Annotated in this window: 20 protein-coding genes; 3 read left to right on the forward strand and 17 right to left on the reverse strand. The window is 62.2% G+C overall.

The annotated features are described in order from the left end of the window. Window positions 1-23 precede the first annotated feature (23 nt). The 11 genes from L6D64_RS15385 to L6D64_RS15435 form a co-directional block, all read right to left on the reverse strand. A complete protein-coding gene (locus L6D64_RS15385) occupies window positions 24-1,445 on the reverse strand; it encodes an undecaprenyl-phosphate glucose phosphotransferase (protein WP_176509577.1) in 1,422 nt (473 codons plus the stop codon). Between the two features lie 185 nt (window positions 1,446-1,630). Next, a complete protein-coding gene (locus L6D64_RS15390) occupies window positions 1,631-2,392 on the reverse strand; it encodes a WecB/TagA/CpsF family glycosyltransferase (protein WP_176509578.1) in 762 nt (253 codons plus the stop codon). Then, window positions 2,392-3,579, reverse strand: a complete 1,188-nt coding sequence (locus L6D64_RS15395; RefSeq protein ID WP_176509579.1) for a glycosyltransferase family 2 protein — start codon at window positions 3,577-3,579, stop codon at window positions 2,392-2,394. Before L6D64_RS15395 ends, L6D64_RS15390 begins: the two co-directional genes overlap by 1 nt. Beyond that, window positions 3,573-4,778, reverse strand: coding sequence for a glycosyltransferase (locus L6D64_RS15400; RefSeq protein ID WP_176509580.1), 1,206 nt, complete (start codon window positions 4,776-4,778; stop codon window positions 3,573-3,575). The genes L6D64_RS15395 and L6D64_RS15400 overlap by 7 nt, the downstream gene beginning before the upstream one ends. A gap of 22 nt (window positions 4,779-4,800) precedes the next feature. Next, entirely contained in the window at window positions 4,801-5,748 is a 948-nt protein-coding gene (locus L6D64_RS15405) for a DUF535 family protein (RefSeq protein WP_176509581.1), read from the reverse strand. Window positions 5,749-5,755: 7 nt separating this feature from the next. Then, a complete protein-coding gene (locus tag L6D64_RS15410) occupies window positions 5,756-6,733 on the reverse strand; it encodes a glycosyltransferase family 2 protein (RefSeq protein ID WP_176509582.1) in 978 nt (325 codons plus the stop codon). A 28-nt stretch (window positions 6,734-6,761) separates the two neighbouring features. Next, entirely contained in the window at window positions 6,762-7,286 is a 525-nt protein-coding gene (locus tag L6D64_RS15415) for a serine O-acetyltransferase (RefSeq protein WP_176509583.1), read from the reverse strand. Window positions 7,287-7,294: 8 nt separating this feature from the next. After that, complete coding sequence (locus tag L6D64_RS15420) at window positions 7,295-8,251, reverse strand: glycosyltransferase family 2 protein (protein ID WP_054885424.1); 957 nt, start codon at window positions 8,249-8,251, stop codon at window positions 7,295-7,297. Next, window positions 8,244-8,861: an acyltransferase gene (locus tag L6D64_RS15425; protein WP_176509584.1), complete on the reverse strand. Its 618-nt coding sequence runs from the start codon at window positions 8,859-8,861 to the stop codon at window positions 8,244-8,246. The genes L6D64_RS15420 and L6D64_RS15425 overlap by 8 nt, the downstream gene beginning before the upstream one ends. Before the next feature lie 121 nt (window positions 8,862-8,982). Continuing rightward, on the reverse strand, window positions 8,983-10,446 hold the full coding sequence (locus tag L6D64_RS15430; protein ID WP_176509585.1) for an FAD-dependent oxidoreductase: 1,464 nt from the start codon (window positions 10,444-10,446) through the stop codon (window positions 8,983-8,985). Beyond that, window positions 10,443-10,643: a hypothetical protein gene (locus L6D64_RS15435; protein ID WP_176509586.1), complete on the reverse strand. Its 201-nt coding sequence runs from the start codon at window positions 10,641-10,643 to the stop codon at window positions 10,443-10,445. Before L6D64_RS15435 ends, L6D64_RS15430 begins: the two co-directional genes overlap by 4 nt. A 283-nt stretch (window positions 10,644-10,926) precedes the next feature. On the opposite strand from L6D64_RS15435, the gene L6D64_RS15440 reads away from it, so the two are divergent. The 3 genes from L6D64_RS15440 to galE all read left to right on the forward strand — a co-directional run bounded on the left by L6D64_RS15440 (window position 10,927) and on the right by galE (window position 16,096). Continuing rightward, window positions 10,927-12,453 (forward strand): O-antigen ligase family protein, encoded by a 1,527-nt coding sequence (locus L6D64_RS15440; RefSeq protein ID WP_176509587.1) that lies wholly within the window; start codon window positions 10,927-10,929, stop codon window positions 12,451-12,453. A gap of 4 nt (window positions 12,454-12,457) precedes the next feature. Further along, window positions 12,458-15,058: a glycoside hydrolase 5 family protein gene (locus tag L6D64_RS15445; RefSeq protein ID WP_176509588.1), complete on the forward strand. Its 2,601-nt coding sequence runs from the start codon at window positions 12,458-12,460 to the stop codon at window positions 15,056-15,058. A 75-nt stretch (window positions 15,059-15,133) separates the two neighbouring features. Next, window positions 15,134-16,096, forward strand: a complete 963-nt coding sequence (galE, locus tag L6D64_RS15450) for a UDP-glucose 4-epimerase GalE (RefSeq protein WP_176509589.1) — start codon at window positions 15,134-15,136, stop codon at window positions 16,094-16,096. Window positions 16,097-16,143: 47 nt separating this feature from the next. Here the strand turns inward: galE and L6D64_RS15455 are convergent, their stop codons facing one another. The 6 genes from L6D64_RS15455 to L6D64_RS15480 form a co-directional block, all read right to left on the reverse strand. Continuing rightward, window positions 16,144-16,950 carry a CpsD/CapB family tyrosine-protein kinase gene (locus L6D64_RS15455; RefSeq protein ID WP_176509590.1) on the reverse strand — a complete coding sequence of 269 codons (807 nt, stop codon included), beginning with the start codon at window positions 16,948-16,950 and terminating at the stop codon, window positions 16,144-16,146. An 11-nt stretch (window positions 16,951-16,961) separates the two neighbouring features. Beyond that, window positions 16,962-18,527 (reverse strand): GumC family protein, encoded by a 1,566-nt coding sequence (locus L6D64_RS15460; protein WP_176509591.1) that lies wholly within the window; start codon window positions 18,525-18,527, stop codon window positions 16,962-16,964. 20 nt (window positions 18,528-18,547) lie between these two features. Next, window positions 18,548-19,666 carry a hypothetical protein gene (locus tag L6D64_RS15465; RefSeq protein WP_176509592.1) on the reverse strand — a complete coding sequence of 373 codons (1,119 nt, stop codon included), beginning with the start codon at window positions 19,664-19,666 and terminating at the stop codon, window positions 18,548-18,550. Window positions 19,667-19,691: 25 nt separating this feature from the next. Beyond that, a complete protein-coding gene (locus L6D64_RS15470) occupies window positions 19,692-20,237 on the reverse strand; it encodes a polysaccharide biosynthesis/export family protein (protein ID WP_054885433.1) in 546 nt (181 codons plus the stop codon). A 287-nt stretch (window positions 20,238-20,524) separates the two neighbouring features. Then, window positions 20,525-20,701, reverse strand: coding sequence for an EPS-associated small membrane protein EppA (eppA, locus tag L6D64_RS15475; RefSeq protein ID WP_176509593.1), 177 nt, complete (start codon window positions 20,699-20,701; stop codon window positions 20,525-20,527). Window positions 20,702-20,934: 233 nt separating this feature from the next. Next, on the reverse strand, window positions 20,935-22,053 hold the full coding sequence (locus L6D64_RS15480; RefSeq protein WP_176509594.1) for a glycosyltransferase 61 family protein: 1,119 nt from the start codon (window positions 22,051-22,053) through the stop codon (window positions 20,935-20,937). Window positions 22,054-22,106 lie beyond the last annotated feature (53 nt).

The following is a 22,106-nucleotide window of genomic DNA, read 5'->3' on the forward strand; positions in this document are numbered from 1 at the left end:
CCCCGCCCTGCTGGACTGCGGCGTCAATAAGCCTGCTTGCCAGTGAAGGCATTGAGGGTTCGTACCAGGATCACGAAGTCGAGCCACAACGACCAGTTGTTGATGTACTCGATGTCCGAATTGACCCGCTGGATCATCTGCTCGATATCCTTGGTCTCCCCCCGGTACCCGCGTACCTGCGCCAGGCCCGTCATGCCGGGCTTGATGTTGTGGCGGGCAAAGTAATCGACGATGTCCTGCGAGTACAACGTGTCGTGCTGCAAGGCATGGGGGCGCGGGCCGACCAGCGACATGTCGCCGGTCAGCACATTGAACAGCTGCGGCAGCTCATCGAGGCTGGTGCGCCGAATGAACGCCCCAACCCGGGTCAGGCGCGGGTCATTGCGCTGCGCCTGCTCGACCACGCCGTTTTCCGGCTGATGCACATGCATGCTGCGGAATTTCCAGATACGGAACGATTCCCCCGTCCAGCCGGTACGGTCCTGGCGGAAGAACACCGGCCCCGGGCTGTCCAACTTGATGATCAACGCGACCGCCAGCAACACCGGCGAGGCGCACAGCAGGATGAGCGCGGCCAGCACGCGGTCCTCCAGGTTCTTCAGGAACAGGCTGGTCCCGGTCAGCGGCGTTTCCGACAGGGTCAGCACCGGGATCCCGGCAATTTCGCGCACGCTGTGGTTGATCAGGCGCAGCGAGAAGATGTCCGGAACCCAGTTGACCGCAATGCACTTGTCGAGCAGCTTGAGGTACACATCCTGAATCACTGCCGACCCGCCAAGGGGCGTGACCAGGTAAACCGTGCGGATGCCATGCTGGGCGATGATCTCGTCGAGATCGGCAATGCTGCCCAGCACGGGCAGGCGCAGCTTTGCATCCTGCCCCTCGCGGGCCTGATCTTCTTCCTGATCGACCCAGATGCACCCCATCACCCGCTCGCCGAACCATGGGTTGTTGCTGATCTTCTGATACAGGAAGTTGGCCAGGTCGCCATTGCCGATGATCAAGGCATTGTCCAGCCGCGCATGGGCGGTGAAGCGCTTTTGCAACTCGCGCATGGCCACGTGCAGGAACAGCTGGACGATGTAGCCGATGACAAACAGTTGAACGACCAGCAAGCGTGAATAGGTTTCGCTCTGCTTGGTCAGGAAGGCGATCACCACCAGGAAACAGAACGTCGCCGACCAGGCCTTGAACAGCCGGAAGGCCTTTACCGATAGCCCCACATTGCTGCGGTAGATGGCGTAGTGGTCATAAATGACCGCCAGCGCGCCGATCAGCAGCAGCAGCATGATCACGTAGTCCGAGGTGATGTAGCCAAACTGGTCGTAGATCAGGTACCACGCCACACTGGTGACGGCAATCCCATCAAGGCCGGCTTGCACGGCGTTGCTGACGCTACTTCTTCGCTGGAGCAACGACCGACTGCTTCTGGGTTCGAACACCATCGTAAGGCCTCACTGAACTGTGTGTGGCAAAAGCCTGACCATCACAACGAAGCGATGGAAACTCACCTCAGGTAGCTGAAAAACCTTTGAAAATTGGCAGCACGGCGCCCCGCCTCGATTGATATCACTGTAGCAGTACCCGGCGTTTGCTGCGGGGGCTCATCGACCGCCCCGACAGGCAGCATTCAGCTTCGCCGTCGTGCTCGCTGCGCAGGCGCTCTGGCATAAAGCAGCGCACGCACCAGGAACAACGGATTACCCAGCACATAACGGGTAAACAGGCGCTTGGGCTCTTTGAGCAACCTGAACACCCACTCACCGTTCAGGCGGCGCACCCAGGAAGGCGCTCGCGCCACCTTGCCACCCAGGAAGTCGACAATGGCACCGCCGCAGACGATCAGGCAGGGGCCGTCCAGTGCCGCCAGGCGAACGGCGAGCTGTTCCTGCTTGGGCATTCCCATGCCCAGCACGATCAGCGCAGGCTGTTGTGCCTGGGCAAGGGCGAGGTAAGTGTCGAGTTCGGCGAAACCCTCATGCCGTGACACCACGTGCACGCCATAGCGCGCTTCGCAGCGTTGCACGGCCTCGGACAGGAACGGTTCGCGGGTTCCCCAGAATGCCACGCGCCTGCCATTGAAGGCCGCCAGCAGCTTCGGAATGAAGTCCGTGCCGTTCATGTTGAGCCCAGGAGCCAGTCCCAGGCGCCGCAGCAATATCGCCATGCCGGCACCGTCGCGCAGCAGCACGTCAGCGGCCGAGAGTGCCTGGCAGTAATCAGCCTTGCCGGCAACCAGGTTCATGGCATGGGCGTTGACGAAAGCCAGTATGGTTGCCCGCTGTGGTGAACCTAACGTCGCGAGCAGGCATTGCTCATCCGTTGCATCCTGGACCAACCGCAGCTTGCCGATGACCGTGTCCCAGCGTTGCAACCCTGTCCAATCCCGCATCAGCTGTCATCCCGCTTCGATCGCACCCAGTCGACCTGGCGCTTGAGTAGGAACCCCAGGTACAGGGGGATTTTCCTCGCCGCATAGAACGGCGCGTACAGCAGTACCGAAAACGGGATCAGCTCCCGTGCGAAGCGCCCCCACGCCAACAATACAGCGGCACCGAGCAGGCCCAACGCCAGCGTGGCAAGTAGCGCCGGCAGCAGCACACCGAACATGCCGAACGCCAGCCAGGTGACCACGAACAGCACCATCAGCAGCAAGGACAACAAGGCCAGCGGCGGTACCAAAAGGTCCATGGCCATGCCCAACAGCGGCCAGTTACGTCGCACCAGCGCGTGACCGAAAAGCCTGGGCCCCTCAGCCAGCACCACCCCCAGGTGCCCGTGCTCCCAACGCTTGCGCTGGATGTTCAGGCCTTCCTGGCTGGTGGGGAAGTGACTGTTGACGACAGCGGCCGGGCAAAACAATGGCGGTTTTCCCAGCGCGGCACACTCCAGGCCCAGCTTCAGGTCTTCGACCAGGTGCCCGGTCGCCAGGTTGAGGGCCGACAGGTCTTGCCAGGCAAATGCCATACCCGCCCCCATCAGCTGGCAAGGCATCCCTACCCGAGCCCAGCCCAGTGGGCGGACCAGGTTCTTCACGCGCCAGGCAAAGGCAGCCACCTGCACCTTCAACCCTGCACCGCCAGGCGCATGCATCAGATACAGCGCTTGCGCAGGCCGGGCGTTGTCGACACAACAGTGCGCCAGCTGCTCGAGCGCACCCGCGCCGAGCTGGCAGTCGGCGTCGATGATGATCAACACCTCAGGGGGCGACTGGCGCAGGTGCTGCACCCCGAAGTCCAGCGCGTAGCCCTTGCCACGCCGCTGGAGATCCTGGCGCTCGACCACTTGCGCGCCCGCCGCGCGGGCCAGGTTCGCAGTCTGGTCCGTGCAGTTGTCGGCAACTACCAGCAACTGGTCGCCCTCGCACAATTGCGGCCTGATGCTGGCCAGCGTCGACGCGATCAGCCTTGCTTCGTTGTGCGCCGGCACCAGCACCGCCACCCGCGCTCGCGCAGCTTGCCGGGCTACCCGTGCAGGCGCAGGCAAACAGGCGAGCACCACCTGGGCAAACAGCACCAGGGTCGGCATCAGGACCAGCAGCGCCGCCAGGACCAGCAACGCGCTCAACAGGTTCAGCATGCCGCCCCCCTGAAATGGCTGACCAACCGGGCTGCTTCGGTGTCGATGTCGTGGCGCTCGAGCACGCGCTGGCAAGCAGCCTCGCCCATGCGTTGCAGCACCTCCACCGGTTGCTGCAGGCAGTCGAGCATGGCCTCGGTCAAAGCCTCGACGGAACCTGCCGCGAACAACCAGCCGTTGTCACCCGGGCAGACCAGTTCGGGAATGCCTGCCACGTAAGTGGTAAGGACCGGCCGACGCAACGCCATGGCCTCCATGATGACCACCGGCAAGCCCTCGGCAAAGCTGGGTAGCACCAGGGCACGCGCGGCGAGGATTTCATCGCGCACCTGCGCGCTGCTGATCCAGCCCGTGATACGCACCTGCGCCTGCAAGCCGTACCGGGCGATCAGCGCCTCGATCGGGCCGCGCATCTCACCATCGCCCGCCAGCACCAGCTTGAAGTCCACACCCCGGCTCGCCAGAGCGCGGGCCGCCTCGACCAGCAGCAACTGGCCTTTCTGCTCGCACAGCCGCCCCACGCAAACCAGCCGGGGCGCGGCGGGCGGCGCCAGTGCAACGCCCTGGTGGAAGCTGCGCTCCAGGCCACAATGCACCACCTTGACCTTGTCCCAATGCTCATGGGCCACCCAGCGATACAACTGACTGCGACCGAAGGAGCTGACGGCAGCCACGAAAGCGGCCCGGCGCACCTTCTCGCCCAGGTGCAGGATCTGCGCCTTGTCGAACTCTTCCGGCCCATGCACGGTGAAGCTGTAGGCCGGCCCGCCGAGGGCATTGGCCAGCACCACCACCTCGGTCGAGTTGGTGCCGAAATGCGCATGCACATGTTCCGTGGCGGATGCCTGCAGCCATTGCAGCAAACGGCATGCTTCGGCCAGGTAGGCCACGTGGTAGGGCCATGGGCGATCTGCGCGCCAGCCCAGGCGAAGCGCCAGGCGCAGTGCGCCGAGAAAACGCTTGGGTCGTGCCCGCACGACGTCGAACAGCGGCCTCAGCAGCCCGTACAACCCTTGCTCCAGCACATAGCGGGTCTTGCCCCGTTCTGCCAGGTCTTCAGGGTCGTGCAGTTCGGCATCCCAGCCTCGCAGGGCGATGCGCTGAACCTCGATGCCCTGGCGCTCCAGCGCCTGTATTTCGCGGCGGATGAAACTGTGGCTGACCTTGGGATACTGATTGATGAAATAAGCGATACGCATAGAGCCCCGAATCTGTGTCCGTTTACGGGATGACCAGGTCTGCCGTGGCCTGCTGCACCGGGCTGCCGGCCAAGGCGCTCTGGATCTGGCCAAACACGTCATCCAGCAACGCGTGGCGCCTGCGGTACATGGCGCGTTTCTTCGCTGCAACGTCCTCTGCCGCGCGTTGTGCGGGGGCCAAGGGAATGCTGAAGAAGTCTTCGCGGTCCGATGGCCCGGCGCCATTTTCCTGCCAGATGACATCGTAGTTGGCCGCCAGGTCCTGGTGCTTGTCGGCGCCAAAATAGGGGTGGCGATGGTGGCGGTATTCGTCCCCCACCGCGTAGATACGCTCGGCCCCCACCGTCCTCGCCACGCATTTGATCGCCTCGATCAGCAGGCTCCTGGGGCGCAAGCCTTCGAAATCCTTGGTCAGCTCCCGGTAGATGGTCAGCGAGGTGTCGCTGTCCACGCCCTTGTGGATGCCCTGCACGGCGCCGATGTACAGGCACAGGCCCGCCGCTTCCCGGCACAGGGTAAAGGCCAGCGACGCCACCCGCAGATCGCCCTGGAACAGGTTGACCACCAGCTCGCCTTCGCGCTGAAACCAGATCGGCCGGTCGAGCACCAGGCTGCAGCCGCTGGCGTATGCCGACAGGTCGCACAACCGCCGATGCTCGTCACGTCGCAACAACAGCAACGGGGCACAGTGCGCAGCGACCACTTCGTAGTGCGACGCCACTGCTTCAAGCCGCTGTGGGGCGCCCCAGCACTTGCTGATGTATGGCCACTGAACGACGCCAATGCAGTCGACGCCCAAGCGCTCGAAGCGCTCCTGGCCCAGTGCCTGCGACATGCGCTGGGCGAACGCCTGCAGGCCGGACCACTCCCGGGCCATCGCTACTGTCAGCTTGAACTTGTTGTTGAGCGCGCGCAGCGAAAAGCCGGGCTGCAAGGTGAGCACGCTCCTGGCCAGCGATCTGAACGTCATCGTCATGTCATTTGTACTCGATCAGCAGCGCCTTGCCGGCCGCATACCTGTTCAGCAGGAACTTCGCCTGGCCGAGCATTTCCGGAAACTTGCCCACTACCAGGAACACCGCCTGCCACCAGTTCTCTCGCGTCGAGCGCCCACCCCGGCGGGCCAGGCGCACGACCTGCAACGGATAGACCAGCAACAACCACAGCCCCCAGCCGCCCGACAACAGGCTCACCGCCAGGATCGCCAGTGGCAGGTTCAGGCCCCACAACCAGGCGCGCCGTGACTCGCGCAGCCAATGGCGCTCCGGCGTCTGCCCATGCAGGTAGGCGCCTTCGGCATAGGCATAACCGGCACGCAGGCTTCGCCGCCACCATTGCCCGAATCGGGTCATGGCGGCATCGTGCAGGGTCATTTCATCGGCCAGACGCCAGATCTTCCAGCCCCCGGCACGCAGGCGCACGCACAGCTCCGGCTCTTCACCGGCAATCAGTTCGGGGCGAAAACCGGACACCGCCATGAAGGCGTCGACGCGCATCAGGGCATCGCCCCCACAGGCCTTGGCCTCCCCCACGGGGGTATCCCATTCGAGGTCGCAGAGCAGGTTGTACACCGAACGCTGGGGGAAGCGTTCGCGACGGCGGCCACACACCACTGCCACGTCAGGGTGCTGGTCGAGAAACGCCTGGGCCTTGCCCAGCCAGCCGGCATCCACTTCACAGTCACCGTCGACGAACTGCACATGGCGGATGCCGGGCACGATGCCTTGCAGGCAGGCAAAGCCTTCATTGCGTGCGCGTGCGGCGGTAAAGGGTTGCGTCATGTCCAGCGCCACCACTTCAACGCCCAGCCGCTTCGCCAGCTGTACCGAGCCATCGGAGGAGCCGGAATCCACATACACCAGCTGATCCGCACGCCCCATCAGCGACAACAGGCAGCGCTCCAGGCGCTGGCCTTCATTGCGGCCGATCACCACTACTCCAATGCCTGTCGTCATGGGCGTCACTCGTCAGCTGCGGGCCAGGTCAGGTGTACTGCATCGCATCACTGTGCTTGCGTGCCTTGATGGTCGCCGGTACCCCTACTGCCAGGCAATTGTCCGGCACATCGGTCAGCACCACCGCGTTCGAGCCTATCGCCACGTTGTTACCGATGCGTATATTGCCCAGCACCTTGGCGCCAGCGCCGATGTCCACGTTGTTGCCGAATACCGGGGCAATGGGTTCGTCGACATTCTTCAGGCCCACCACCACGCCGTTGCGGATCCGGCAATCGTCGCCAAAACGCGCATAGCCGCTGATGACGATGCCGCCGAAGTGGTCGATGACGAAGTTGCGGCCAATCACCACCTCGCAGGGCAGCTCGACCCCTGTGATGATCTGCACGAACTTGAACAGCACCTTGTAGAGCAAGGAGCACAGCTTGCGCAGCAAGGCCGGGCGCACACCATAACGCCAGCGGCCAAAGCGGTAGACCAGCAGTACCCAGAACCCCTGGGCGCCCCAGTCACCACCATGAGCGCGCAAGTCTGCACGGATGTTATCGAACATGGTTTCACCTACCGTGTGGGCTGGCTGGCAAACTGGGTCTTGAACAACAGTGACCAGGTGGCGCGGGTATGCCGCCAGCACGCCTTGATCGCGGCCAGGCCGCGGCCCTTGAGCAATGCCTTGAGCGCCAGCACCAGGTCGCCCAGGCTCACCAGCAGCATGTGCAAGGCCAGCCCCGCTGCACCGTGATGCTTGCGGAAATACAACAGTTCGCTTTCGATCTGGTAGCCGGAAATCTGCCGGCTCGCCGCTTCCAGTTCAGCCACCGACTTGGAGCTTTCTCCGCCGATGTGCACCACGGTGGTATCGGGGAAATACACCACTTTCCAGCCGGCCGCCTTCACCCGCTTGCAATGGTCCACCTCTTCGTAATAAAGGAAGTAGCGCGGGTCGAACAGGCCTACCTGATCCAGCACTTCGCGGCGCACCAGGTAGAAGCAGCCGGGCAGCCAGTCACACTCACGCACCGAGGCGTGGTCCCAGTCCATTTCATCGACCATTTTCAGCCCCGGGAAAAAACGCTGGAGCCCGGTGCGCCCGACGAACACGTTCAAAGGGGTCGGGAAATAGCGACAGCTCGGCTGCAGGTCACCCTCCCGGCCCACCAGCCGCACACCCAGAATGCCGCACTCCGGGTGTGCGTCCATGTAGTCGATGGTTTTCTGCAGGCTGTCGGCGGCCACAAAGGCGTCGGTGTTGAGCAGCAGCGCGTACTTGCCCTGCAAGTGCGCGAGCAACTGGTTGTTGGCGCGGCCGAACCCGACATTGAGCTTGTTGCTCAACAACAGGGCTTGCGGGCAGACCTTGCCCAGACGCTCCACAGAATCGTCCACCGAGGCATTGTCCACCACCAGGTAGCTGGCCAATGCCTCACCCCCTGCGGCGCGCAGTGCATCGAACATCGGTTGCAGCAACGCTGCGGTGTTGAAGTTGACCACCATCACGTCGACAGGCTTCTTATCCATTGCTGCCGTCCCCGAAGAAATAGCGACGCCGGTGCATCGCCAGGGTTGACTCCAGCGATGGGTCGAAGGAGCCTTTGCGTTGCTTGATCAGGTCTATCCAGGGGTAGGCGTTGCAGCGCGCTTCGACCCGCTTGATCAGGTCTTCGGTGGTGCAGATGAACTTGGCCGGGTTGCCGCCGACCACCGTCCCGGGCGCTACGTCTTTGGTCACCACCGCACCGGCAGCCACCACCGCATCTGGCCCGATGGTCACTCGCGGCATGACGATTGCGCCGTGGCCCACGAAACTGTTGTCCTTGACGTCGATGACACCGACCGAGTCGAGCTTTCTGCCATAACAGAGTTCGATCAGCGCCACCACGCCGTCATGGCCGATCAACGTGCAGTCGGACAAGCCGACGTTATTGCCGATGCGTACCAGGGCCGGGTCGGTGACGTTGCAACCCACATTCATGTGAAAGTTGCTGCCCACCGAATAGAACTTGCCCCATCGATGCTGAAACTCGCCCCACTGCCGCGGAGTGGGTTTACAGAGTTTCAGGTAGGCCGTCACGCCCCGCCCGGTGGTGTTGGCATAACGCGCCACTGCACTGCGTATCCATCCAAACATATGGCAAGCCTCGCAAATCAAGCGACCCTGGACTGTCCCTGAGGCGAACACGGTCTCGTTCTTGTGAGTGTTGACCCTGTCGCACTCAACCCTTGCACACCGCTACTTCAGTTCAACAGGCTCAGGCCACCGCCTTTGCCGCACGCATCTTCTCGTTGAGGTGGTCGGCCAGCCTCAAGGCGAATTGCAGCAGTGGCATGGTCGGGTTCGAGGCCCCGCCGGTGGCGAACACACTGCTGCCGGCGACGTAAAGGTTTTCAATGCCAAACACCTTGCAGTTGGTATCGACCACCCCGTCCTTGGCATTGGCCGCCATCCGCGTGGTGCCCATGTGATGCGCATGTGGTGACAACCTCAGCGGCAGGCTGGTGTCGTAGACGTAGTCGTTGAGCTTGACGAAACCCAGGCCCATTTCTGCGAACTGCTTGGCCAGTTCACTGCCGATGCACTTGATCGTGTGCCGGTCGCTGGCGCTCAGTACCCAGTTGACGTTGACCTTCGCCACCCCCAGGTCGTCCTGCTCGTCCAGCAGCGATATGCGGCTCTGCACGTTGGGGAACTGCTCGATCAGCGTGCTGATCACGCCATCGCCGGGGCAGCTGAACTTGGCCACGAATTCGATCTTGCTGGCCACGCCCATTTCGCAGGCCAGGTTTTCCAGGAAGTACTTCACCTCAGCCGTACGCCCGTAGGTGCGCACATCGGCCAGCACAGACGCCAGGACATTGCCTTTACCGGCGTGATACTCGGCGACGAAGGCATCGGTGGTGAAATACTGGCGGGGCTCCGTGTCTTCGCCGCTGCGCAGGACGAAGGTACCCATGTCGATATTCAGGTGCTCCATGAAGCACCGCCCGACCAGCCCGTCCTTGTGCACCACACCGGCCTGCACCAGCGACTGGCTGTTGAGCAGTTGCCTAGCGTTTTCAATGGCCCCCATGGCGAGGATGTAATTGCGCGCGGTGACAGGCTGGCGCTTGCCGTCGTAGTCGGAAACCTGCACGGCCTTGAGCTGCCCAGCGGCCTGATCGAACACCAGATCGACACAGTTGCAGTTGATGAATACATCCAGCCCAGGCGTTTCGTTGAGCGCCGTGGCGTACTTCTGCGCAAAGCGCGTTGGCGGGCTGAGCAGAAAGCGGTCGGCATCGAAATCGCCACCGTTGAGGCCCGCATTCACCGCGCGAAATTCCGCACCCTGGGGCAGATCGACGATTTCCATGGCGCCTGGCAAATAGCGTTCGACTTCTGCATAGGGTATTGGCCAACCCGGCATGTCGACGGGTGGGGGCACGGCAAAATCAGAAGCAGTGAAAGGCCGGCAGCGGCCCATCCAGTGATTGGAGGTGCCGCCCAGGTAACGCAGGCGGGCTTCCCCGGGGTACAGCTCGAGGCCAGTGGAGGTGCATTTGTACAGCGCCTGCGAGCGCGGCGTGTATTCGCGCCCGCCACCTTCGAGCAACGCTACGCTCCAGCCGGCCGCGGCCAGGCGCAACGCCAGGGTGATCCCCGCCGGGCCTGCGCCCAGGATGCAGAAATCGTAGGCCTTTCGCAGGCTTTTGTCGGCGTCGTAATCCTTGATCATGAGCGTCCGTCCTGGAAGTATCCGACCGGCAATACCCAACCATTGATGATGACGAAACCGCCCTTGGGCTCAGGGTTGCGCGCTGCCTTGGCATTGGCGCAGACACCGAACACGGCCGCCCCGGCACTCAGCAAGACACAACTGCGGACAAAGCTTCTGCGCCCCAGCGAAGACGTACAAAACTGCAGCTTCCCCATGATCACAGCCCCATACCGTTGATTTTGTTATGCCCCGCGCACTGCTGCGGGCCTTGTCGGGCGACCATCAGGATCAATCGAAAACGCGCGTCAACAAGGTACCCCTATCGCAATCATAGGCATAACCAACGCCACTCGCCTGTGCTGGAACGTTCGCATCGCCACGTCTCGAATCGACTGCATGACTTCAATCTCCGACCGAATGGCTAGAAGTCACTATAGTTTCATTTAGCCACGATGCTAGCCTCCATCCAGCCCACCGAGGGATAGGTGCCTACAGCCCATGCCAGAACATTTGCGAGCCCTGGTCGTCATTCTGCTTGTGGCCAGTGTGGTTTTCTTCATGGCCCGCCGTCCGGCGGCCGATCTGATCGCCGTTGCGGACTTCAAGCGGCGCCGCAATCTATGGTTCACCCTGACCCTGATGGCATTCTTCGCCCACAGTTTCTGGGTGTATGCCGCAGCCGCCACGGTCATCCTGCTGGTCGCCAGGCGACGTGAGCACAACCCGCTGGCGCTGTTTTTCATGCTGTTGTTCCTGATCCCGCCGGCGATGACCGAAATACCTGGCTTTGGCGTGATCAACTACCTGTTCGACATCAATCACCAACGGGTATTGACCCTGTGCGTGCTGCTCCCGGCGGCGCTGGTGCTGAGCAGGCAAAGCGAGAGCGTTCGCTTCGGCCGGCTGCTGCCCGACAAGCTGCTGCTGGCCAGCCTGGTACTGACCAGCGTGCTGGCGCTGCGCGAGACCACGGTCACCGACACGCTGCGCCAGGTGTTGAGCCTGTACATCGATGTGTTTCTGCCCTACTACGTGGCCAGCCGTGGCTTGCGCGAACTCAATGACTTCAAGGACGCCATGCTCGCGTTCGTCCTTGTTGGCTTCCTCCTGGCGCTGCTCGGGGTCGCCGAGTATGTCCGTCACTGGCTGCTGTACAACGCCCTGCTCGATGCCCTGGGGCTGCAATGGGACATGAAGGCCTACCTGAGCCGTGGCGGCTCGCTGCGTGCCAGTGTCACCACCGGCCAAGCCATCGTGCTCGGCTACGTGATGGCGGTGGCCGTGGGTTTGTTCCTGTTCGTCCAGCACTTCGTGCAGCGGCCTGCGCACCGCTACCTGGGCGCCCTGCTCCTGGCTGCCGGGCTGTTTGCGCCACTTTCGCGCGGCCCGTGGATCGGCGCCGGGGTGATCGTGGTGGTGTTCATCGCACTGGGCCGGCACGCGGTGTCACGCCTGGCATTGCTGGCCCTGGCCGGGGTATTGAGCATACCGCTGCTGAGCGTCATGCCCGGTGGCGACAAGATACTCGACCTGCTGCCCTTCATCGGCAAAGTGGACACAGAGAACATCACCTACCGCCAACGCCTGCTCGACAATTCGTGGATCGTCATCCAGCGCAACCCGCTGTTCGGCTCCTTCGATTACCGCAGCACCCCGGAAATGCAGTCCATGATCCAGGGCGAAGGGATCATCGACATCGTCAACACCTACGTCGGCCTGGCCCTGCGCATCGGCTTGGTCGGGCTGGGCCTGTTCCTGGGCTTTTTCGCCTGCATCCTGCTGGGTATCTACCGGGCGGTGCGCGCGGTCAGCGACAACGCTGACCCGTACCGCCTGCTGGGGCGTGTGTTGCTGGCGACCTTGCTGGGGATCCTGGTCACCATTTTCACCGTCAGCAGCATCACCGTCATCCCGATCGTGTACTGGTCGATTGCCGGGCTCAGCGTCGCCTACATACAGATGATGCGCCGACAGGCTATTGAAGAGCCCCGCCAGGTGACCACCATCAGCCTTCAACCGAGGTAGTTCGATGCCCAGCCTTGCCCTGTGTACATGGACCCGCACATCGCTACTGGTCGGCCTGCTGGCATTGCCAGTGGGCGCCCGGGCATCCGAGTGGGTGGTGCGAGTCGACGAACAGAACGGCCTGCCCACATTGACCCACGGCGGTGGCCCGGCGTTTGTCCCCAGCTTTGACTTCTGGGGCGCGAACTGGGGCTGGACCGGGTTCTATCCGACGCTCAAGGTCGATGGCCCCTACCGTTACACGCTGAGCGGCACCAACAAGGACCTGGACTTCGACCTCAAGGCCGTCATCCATAAGCCCCAGGCGCAAACCCTCAGCTGGGACTTCGACCTGCAGGCGCACAGCCGGCAGAGCGACGTGATGGGTGGCGGTATCGTCTGGCGCTTCGACCCCACGCTGATTGCCGGGGAAATGGGCGACCCGGTGCTGTTGCCCGACAACCGCGGCTGGGCGTGGGGCAAGAACCCGCAAGGGCCGCACGTCGAAATGCGCTTCGATCCACCGCTGGCCAAGGTCTATTTCGAACGCGGCAACACCGACCAGGTGCGCACCTTCTTCTACACCGACCCGATCAAGCCTGGGCAACAGCACATCAAGGCGCAGCTCAGCGTGACCGGGGATATCACCATTGGCCAGACCGCGACGGAACGCTTCGGCATGAGCGACCCCACGACGTGGCCGGATGACCAGCTCGACTGGCGCACCTCATCGGTCGACCTGTCGTTCCTCAACGCGCCGGAGAAACCGGCCGGCAAGCGCGGCTTCGTCAAGGCCGAGGGTGAGCAGCTGGTGTTCGCCGACGGCACCCCGGTACGCTTCTGGGGGACCAACCTCTCGGCCTATTCGCTGTTCCGTACGCCCGACGAGGAAATCAGGCTGCAGGCCAAGCGCCTGTCGGCGCTGGGTTTCAACCTCGTGCGCCTGCACCATCACGACTCCCCTTGGGTGACGCCCAACATTTTCGGCGACCTGCAGCAGATCAAGGACACGCAAACGCTCAGCGCCGAGTCGTTGAAGAAGATCGACCTGTGGGTCAAGAGCCTCAAGGACGAAGGCATCTATGTCTGGCTCGACCTGCATGTGTCGCGGCCGGTCACGGCCGCTGACAACATTTATGGCTTCGACGAGTTGCCCAAGGACCATGGTGTCGCCGGGCTCAAGGGCTACCTGTTCGTCAACACCAGCATGCAGCAGGCCTTGAAGCGCTTTGCCGAACAGTACCTGACCCACGTCAACAGCTATACCGGGCTGGCCTACAAGGATGACCCGGCGATTGCCGCCGTGCTGATCACCAATGAGAACGACGTCACCCACCACTTTGGCAACGCGCTGCTACCCGACAAGGAGGTACCCAAGCACAGCAAGCTCTACATGGACCAGGCCAAGGCCTTTGCCGAGCGCCATGACCTGCCCGCGGACAAGACCTGGCGTGCCTGGGAGCATGGCCCTTCGAAGCTGTTCCTCAACGACCTGGAGCAGCGTTTCTATGCCGACATGATCGGTTACCTGCGCACGCTGGGCGTCCAGGTGCCGATCGCCACCACCAGCACCTGGGGCCTCAATGGCTTGTCCTCGCTGCCTGCACTGACGGCCGGTGATGTGGTCGACGCCCACAGTTACGGCGGCCTCGGCCAACTGGAGAAGAACCCGCTGAGCAGCGACGGCATGATCAACTGGCTGGGCGCGGCGCAGGTGCTGGGCAAGCCGATGACCGTCACCGAGTGGAACGCCGAACCCTTCCCCCTGCCTGACCGCCACACGCTGCCGCTGTACGTGGCCGGCACCGGCAGCCACCAGGGTTGGGATGCGATCCTGCAGTACGCCTACAGCCAGCAGGCGTTCTTCGAACAATGGCGCCGGGCCGACAACTGGAACGCCTACAACGACCCGGGGCTGATCGCCACCCTTCCCGCCGCCGCCCTGCTCTATCGGCGCGAGGACGTGCACCAGGCCAAGACCCGCTACGTCTTTGCACCCTCGGCAGAAACGCTGTTCAACCAGGACATCTCGCCCGCCAACTCGGTGATGTTGCGCACGGCCATGGAAAAAGGCCGCCTGCAGATCGCCATGCCGCACACCCAGCAGTTGCCGTGGCTGCAGGCCGGCACGCTGCCGGCCGACGCGCAGGTGCTGAAAGACCCGGGGCAGTCACTGATCGATGCCAATGCCAGCGAAGCCGTCAGCGACAGCGGCGAACTGCGTCACAACTGGCAGCAGGGCCTCTACACCATCGATACGCCCATGACCCAAGCGGCGAGCGGCTGGCTGGGCGGCCAGTCGCTCAACCTCGGCGACATTCAGGTCCAGCTGAAAACCGGCTATGCCAGTGTCGTGGTGCAGAGCCTGGACAGCAAGCCGCTTGCCCAGTCGCGCAGCCTGCTCATTTCACTGGGCAGTCGCGCCATCCCCAGGCCCGAAGACGTCACGCCCTTCCATGTCGAACCACTCGACGGCAGCCTGAGCATCAAGGCGCCGGCAGGCCTGAAACTCTACAGCCGCAGCAGCGATGGCAAGGAAAATGCCTTGCCGGCGCGCTACAAGGATGGGCGCTACCTGATCACGTTCGATGGCCAGCACATGGCCAACTGGCTGTTCTTGAAATAGGGCATATCGCCATCTACAGTCATTGAAGCCCTGTACACCAGGCATTCAACGCTGCGTCTGCTCCAGGAGGATTGGATGAAGTATCTGGTTGTCGGTGGTGCAGGTTATATCGGCTCACACATGGTCAAGCACCTGCTGCGTGCCGGCCATGACGTGGTGGTGGCAGACCTCGAGGCTCCGGCATCCGGCGTCGAATGGGTGTGCCTGGACATCGCCGACGGCCACGCGCTGGACACCCTGTTCAGCGACTACCACTTCGAGGCCGTGTTCCACTTCGCCTCGTTCATCCAGGTCGGCGAGTCGGTGGCAGACCCCGACAAGTATTACTTGAACAACGTCTGCTCGACCCTCAGCCTGCTGGAGGCCATGGTACGGGCAGGCATCAAGCGGCTGATCTTCTCCTCCAGCGCCGCGGTATACGGCGACCCTCTGTCTGTTCCCATCGACGAGCAACACCGCAAGCTGCCGATCAACCCGTACGGGCGCACCAAGTGGATGGTGGAGCAGATGCTCGAAGACTTCGACCGTGCCTATGGCCTGCGTTCGGTCAGCTTGCGCTATTTCAATGCCGCAGGCGCTGACCCGGACGGTGAGTTGGGCGAATGCCACGAGCCGGAAACCCACCTGATTCCATTGATCCTGCAGGCGGCCTCCGGGCGGCGCGAGGCCGTGACCGTGTTCGGCCATGACTACGACACCCCGGATGGCACCTGCATCCGCGACTATATCCACGTAGCCGACCTGGCCTCCGCGCACGCCCTGGCCGTGGAGTACCTGCAGGCCGACGGCGCGACGACGGCGTTCAACCTGGGCAACGGGTTGGGGTTCTCGGTGCAGGAAGTGATCGATACTGCGCGGTCGGTTACCGGGCGGCAGATCAATGTGATCGAGGCCCCCCGCCGCGCTGGCGACCCGCCCCGGCTGGTGGCGGATGCCGAGAAAGCCAGGTCCGTGCTGGGCTGGCAGCCTGCGCTCAGGTCACTGGATGAGATCGTCAGTCATGCGTGGGCGTGGGAGTTGAAGTATCCCTGGAGGTGACAGCCAGCCCCTTCACGGTTGCTCGACGCGAAGGGGCCACCTCTCACTCAATAGTAGGTCCGCGGTTGCTCATCCGCCTTGTTCAACACTGCCCCCACCAGGTTCGATGAAGCCAGGTGATACAGGCAATCCTCGATATCCTTCTTGCTGTTCATGCCATTGGCCACCACCAGCAGCACACAGTCGAACCTCGGCAGCACAGTGATCGCGTCGTCCGAACTCAGCAGTGGCGGCAAATCGAAGATGCAGATCCGCGATTCATAACGGTCGCGCAGCTCGCCGATCAGGGTGTTCACCTTGGGCGACGACAGTACCTCGGTAGACATCGGTACCGGCTCGCGTGTCGGCAGCACGACGAAGCGTGGCAGGGTCGGATTGACCAATGCCTCTTCGAGCCAGGCCTTGCCATCGAGCACGTCGTTCAGCGCCTTCTCCATCGGCAAGCCGAGGCTGCTGCCAACCCGTGGGCGACGCAGGTCGAAGTCCACCAGCAAAGCGGTCTTGTTGGTGTGGTGGGCGATGCTCATGGCCAGGTTGACCGCCAGCACCGTCTTGCCCGCCTCGGGCGTTGGCGAGGTAATCGCCAGGGTGCGCCAGCCATTGTCCTCCATGGCCTGCAGCACCTGGGTGCGCAACAGGTCGATCGCCCCGCTCATGTTCGAGTTCTTGTTGAAGGAAACGATCCGGTTGCGCTCCAGGAGGTCCGCATTGAGCGGCACCACCTTGGTCTGCACGTAATCGAACAGCCCGAGTTCCCCGGGTTTGTCCATGACCGATGGCACCTGCGCCGTATCGGACGTGGCTGGCGAAACCTGGTGAATGTTCTTACCAATAGCCGGCGTACTTCTGTCCATCGCTGCGCTCCCTATTCAAACCGAGCCATAGCTTTGAAAAGCAGGAGGTCCAGAGGCATGTAGAACATGTGGACACCCACCAACAGGATAGCAACCACCAGCAAAGCGGCAGCGATCATCATGCTCAGCAGCCGCTTGCGCCTGGCCTTTTCCGCCTTGGTCGCGATATACGGCACAGCCACCAGCACGCGCCGGCCCAGTACGCTCTCCAGGGCACCGACACCGCGCACGCGCTGATTGAGCATTTCCAGCAGCATTACCAGGCCACCGCCTGCGGCCGGGGCCAATACCAGGCCAAGGGCGACGATCTTCTTGCGGTTGGGTTTGACCGGTTTTTCCGGCATCAGCGGCGGCTCCAGCAACACGAAGCGCTCGGCCTTGTTCTCTTGTTCGAGGCTTTCGGTGATTTTCGCGCCCATTTCCTTGTTGCGGATTTCCTCGTACTTCTTGCGCGCGTTGTCGTGATCGCGCATCAACGTCACCAAGCCGCGCTCGACTTGCGGTGCCTCGAGGATATCGGCCTCGTAGCCTTCCATCTTGGTGGTCAGCTGGCGCTTCTGCTCGGCCAGCGAGGCGATGCGCGATTGCGCGGCAGCCATTTTGGTGCGGACCCTGGCGGCATCCAGGTTGGTGGCTCCGGCGGCGGCGATACCCTGGTCGCCAGAAGCCTTGAGCGCGTCGATCTTGCGCTTGACCGCCACCACATCCGGGTGCGCTTCGGTGTATTTCGTCAGCAGGCGCGCATACTCTGCCTTCAGCCCTGGCAGGTCTTGCGGATCGGGCGCAACGGCCTTGCCGTTGGCGGTCTGGGCCGGCGCGCCGGCGTTGGCTGCGGCCAGCTCCAGCTCCAGGTAGCGCAGTTCTTCCTGCGCAGACTTGTAGTCGCGGTCCACTTCGCGGAACTCAAGCTCCGAACGCGACAGCATGCTCATGCGCAGTTGCTGGTTCTCGGGCAATGCGTTGGCGTGGGTCTGCTTGAAGTCGGCCAGCTGGTTCTCCAGGTCGGCCAGCTCGGCACCGAGCTTGTTGGCTTCCTGGGTGAGGAATTCGGTGGTTTCGGTGGCGCGTTCGGTGCGCTGCTTCATGTTCTCGTTGAGGAACAGCGACACCAGCTCGTCAGCCACTTCCTTGGCCACTTCGGCGCGTTTGTCTTCGTAGGAAACCGTAAAGGCCACGGTGGCCTCGCCGCGCCCCTTGACGTAGGTGCTGAGCGTGGCGACAACGATCGCACTGCGCATCTGCTCGATCTTGTCGGTTTCGCTGAAGCGGCTGCCGCGGTCGGCGAACAGGTTGTACTTGTCGATGATCCGCAGCAGGTTCTCGCGAGTCATCACTCGCTGGCGGATGACCTCGATACGCTCATCGGCAAAGGTATTGTTGCCGGCCGAGACCAGGTCCGGGGAGATCTGCTGCGACTCCACCAGAATGGTCCCGGTCGACTGATAGATCGGCGGAACGCTGATCGCCACCCCGATGGTGGCGGCCACCACGACCACTATGACGATCCCCAACAACAAGGCACGGTCCTTGATGATGGCGATGTAATCTTTGATAGAGAGCTCGTACTCAGATTTCATAGTGGCCACCAATCCGAAATTCAGATGTCGGGGTATCGGTACGTCAGCGTCAAACCAGCGATGGTAGCGTCGGCATTGGGCAGGCCCTTTTGTTGGCGCTCCTTGTACATCAACGAAAAACGCAGGTCCCAGGCCGGCGAGAACGCCCGGCTGGCCCAGACGCTGTAGGTTTGCAGGGTATTGGGGTTCTGCCCTTTGCTGTCCTGCCACCAGGCGTCTGCGCCGACCCGGGTGGTCTCGGTGAGCAGGTAGCTCCAGCTGCCACGCACCATGTCCATCTCGGCGGCACCGCCCTGGGCGTTGGACATCGTGCTGCGGTCGGCACTGAAGCTGGCCTCGTGGCGTGAGCCGCGGTAGGTCAGCGATGCGCCGCCTTCACCACGGCGCTGAGTACCGGCACCGTTGGTCTGGTTGACGCCGACATGCATGGCGCCGACCAGGCTGTCGGAGAACTGGTACTTCAGACCGATGCTGGGGACATAACTGTTGGTGGCGACTGCCGAGCTGGTGTCATCCGGCTCGTAACGCCGCGCTTCGAAACCGGTGATGATGTCGGTACGTTCGCTCCAGGCGTACGTCCAGGTGAAATCGTTGGCGTACTCGTCGTAACCGGTCAGCGTACTGATGTCGTAACTGGCGTGGGAGTAGCGAAGTTCGTTGGCCAGGGTGCTGCGCTCGGTTACCGCGCTGCTCCAGTTGCCCGTGAGCCGTGACATCTTCTGGGTGCCGTCGGTGGTGGTCACCACACCGGTATCCTGCACCGCACCAGAAAGCGTCGAGCTTTCATCGTACTGCGCCAGCAGGCCAAAGCCACCGCTTTCGGTTTCGCGTTGCCAGCCCAGGCTGAGGTTGGGGTCTTCACGGTCATCCATCACCGAACGGTCGGATGAGCGCAGCACATGCATGCCCACGCCCATGCGCAGCTGGTCGCGATCGAACTGACCTACCAGGGTGTAATCAGGCGCAATGATGGTACGCGTCACACCTTTCTCCTTGGAGGTAAGGAGCAATGGGTTGCTGTCGTACTCGACAGTCGTGGGAACCTCGACTGAAGACTGCCAGTTGGCGGCATCAACCACCCCGGAGAACGGCATCATCATGATCGCCGTTACAACACTCGTCGTTTTATTGATAGGCACAAGTCGTTCTTAATTTTTAGGAGAGTCAGGGTACGACCAGCGTATCGCCAGCCTGAAGTTGGAAGTTGGTGGACATGTCACGCCCAGAAACCAGATCCTTGTAACGCACCGGCATGACCTTTTGGCCGCGGATGACTTTGATGGCGCTTTCGTCGGCGAATTTGTCCATTCCGCCCGACATGCTCAAGGCTTGAAGCACCGCCGTAGGGCCTGCCATCGGTACCGGGCCGGGCTTGATCACTTTGCCTTGAACATACACCAGGTTACCCGCGGTGCTGGTGACGACCACGCTGACATTTGGCTGGGCCAGGTAAGGTTTCAGCGCGGTCTCGATTTTCTTTGCCACGGCGGTGGCTTCAAGGCCGGCAACATCCACACGCCCCGCCAGCGGGAAGGTGATACTGCCATCGGGAAGAACAACGGTTTCCTGGCGCAGGGTGTCTTCCTGCCACACCGAGATCATCACCTTGTCACCAGGGCTTAACAGGTAAGTCGAGGAGGATGTGTCGGCGGCGGCGCTGCCAGAGCCGACGACCAGGGCGCAGAGAACGGACATCAGCAAACGTACCATGAGGGATCCCTCCGGCCAGTCGGCCCAGGTTAAGAGCACTGAATGAGTACAACGACGAACCTCTCGCTCCGCTTCGCCGCCCGTTTGCTGCGAAGGCCACACCCATCCTGGAGGCGTTTTACCGCGATGCCGCCCTGCCTGCCTTTTTATCGACTGTTCGCGTCGAGGACGCTGGCTACTGGAATATAGCAACAGCTGTAAAATTGACAAGCATCGACTACGCCGAAAAACATAAACACCCACGCTTTTGCGTCAACGCATTGGCATCGCGATAAAACCGAAACAACTTAGATCTTCTTTCTATTGGCCACCGCGATGAAACCGATCACCGCAGACGCGAACAACCAGCCCGCCGTGGACAGCGGCACAATGGTATTTTCCGATAAGTAAGAATCCGCCGCTCGCGCTGCACCAGTCAATAACACCAACAGGAAGAAAGACTTGATGAGCAAAGTCGAGCGCATATTCGTCACCTTCAAAGAGGAACGTTGTTATTGATTGGCGGAAGACTGGATCGCTGTTGACTTGAGCTTATGGGCACAATGATATTACGTCAATGATCCGACACCATAATAAATCTCAATCGGACAGGGCTGACAGAGTCAAAAAGCCGTCAACTTGAATTCGCCGACCTCGACCCCGTGCCAGGGCTGCATTGCGCACGCAGCCGGGCAGTCGATCATCGCCCCGTCGAGGTTCAATAAGGGAACAGATCCAGCGTTCGCTCCACTTCATCGACATCGATGGTGAAGCCTTCGCCTTGCGGCGTCCCGACCACGAAACCGAAGTGCTGATGATCGCGATCCGTCAGGTATTTGTAATAGCTGACAAACCGGTTCGGCGGCTGCAGCGCCAGTATCGAACCGCCGGGCTGCAATACATTGACCCCGTGTACCAGCTGGCTGCCTTCAACGCCGATCACCGTCCGCGCCCCGGCACAGGCGGCAACGATACCTGGCACATCGGTTTTCATCGGGTCGACAATGCGAAAACCACGGGACTTCTGCAGGTGCGAGGCGACTTCGAGCTCATTGCGCATGAGCCGCAGGTCGCCCTCGCTGCCACGCAGGATGAACACCCCCGGGTGCGGCGAAGGGTCGACATGCGACAACAGCTTGTCACCCATGGCGCGATAACGCGAATACCTGCTGCGGTTGTTGCTGAGGTCGTCGAACAACACCAGTTCGCGGAAAAACGCCCCACGCGTGCGCAGCGGTTGCATGCCCAGCCAGCGCTCATACGCCGGCCCCTGGGTGAACAGCGGGTAACGCGCCGAGGGCGCCGTGGTCACCGGAACGCCTTCTTCGCAGGCCAAGGCATAGGTCGGGCAGTCTTCCATCAACCAGGTACCGAACCAGGTGTTGCCGTTCTGGGTGCAGTAGATGGCCCCACGGTCGATCTCGTGATCCACCGTGATGCCAGGGAACCGGCCCGGTTTCAGCGACAACCAGTGGCTGGCATTGCCCTTGTACAATGCACCGTCGACCAGCCAGACATCCTTGAACAGGTAGCCCCGGGTCGGCCCCTGTTCGACAGTGATCCCGCCTTCCATGGTCCGCCCAGGATGCACATACGGGTAAAAGCGCTTGGCCTCCCAGCCTGTTACGCGCTCCAGTTGGTTGGGCAAATAGAACGCCGGGGCCGATACGGTTGTTTCACCGGGGGCGATATCCCACGTTTTCTCGGCGACACGCTTGATATCGATATCGGCCTTGCGTGCCAAGCGCTTGCGCGCGATGTGCCGGTAGGCAGCCAGGGTCCAGGTGTTCTGGCTGGCAAGCGAAGCGCCGCTGAGGTTCGAGATACCGCTACCCATGAAATGCCCTCCCGAGGTGACACATCTCTGGCCTGAGGCAAGGCACGCATTCC

Origin of the sequence: Pseudomonas urethralis (assembly GCF_021602465.1) — a bacterium.
In the GTDB taxonomy this organism is placed as follows: Bacteria; Pseudomonadota; Gammaproteobacteria; order Pseudomonadales; family Pseudomonadaceae; genus Aquipseudomonas; species Aquipseudomonas vlassakiae.